This window comes from Vallitalea maricola, assembly GCF_036985595.1.
Taxonomy (GTDB): Bacteria; Bacillota; Clostridia; order Lachnospirales; family Vallitaleaceae; genus Vallitalea; species Vallitalea maricola.
The window spans coordinates 1-203 of sequence record NZ_BTPU01000363.1 but is presented as its reverse complement, the minus strand read 5'-3'; the positions used below and the strand labels follow the sequence as shown (position 1 = coordinate 203).

General features: G+C 33.0%; 1 protein-coding gene. It reads left to right on the top strand.

Annotation, left to right across the window (positions count from 1 at the left end; all coding sequences use genetic code 11):
- Window positions 1-203 (top strand): type 1 glutamine amidotransferase family protein (locus AACQ14_RS24350; RefSeq protein WP_459112806.1); only part of this gene is annotated, 203 nt, incomplete at both ends.

Below are 203 nucleotides of genomic sequence, written 5' to 3'. Positions count from 1 at the left end.
AAACAAAAGAAATTAGATATAACAAGGATTTTGATGACATTGATGGTCTAATAATCCCAGGTGGTGAAAGTACCTCAATAGGGAAATTATTAGATGAATTTCATATTAAAAGCAAAGTATATGATGTAATCAAAAATGGACTCCCAACATGGGGAACCTGTGCCGGCATGATTTTACTAGCCAAAAAAATACATGGTACCAAT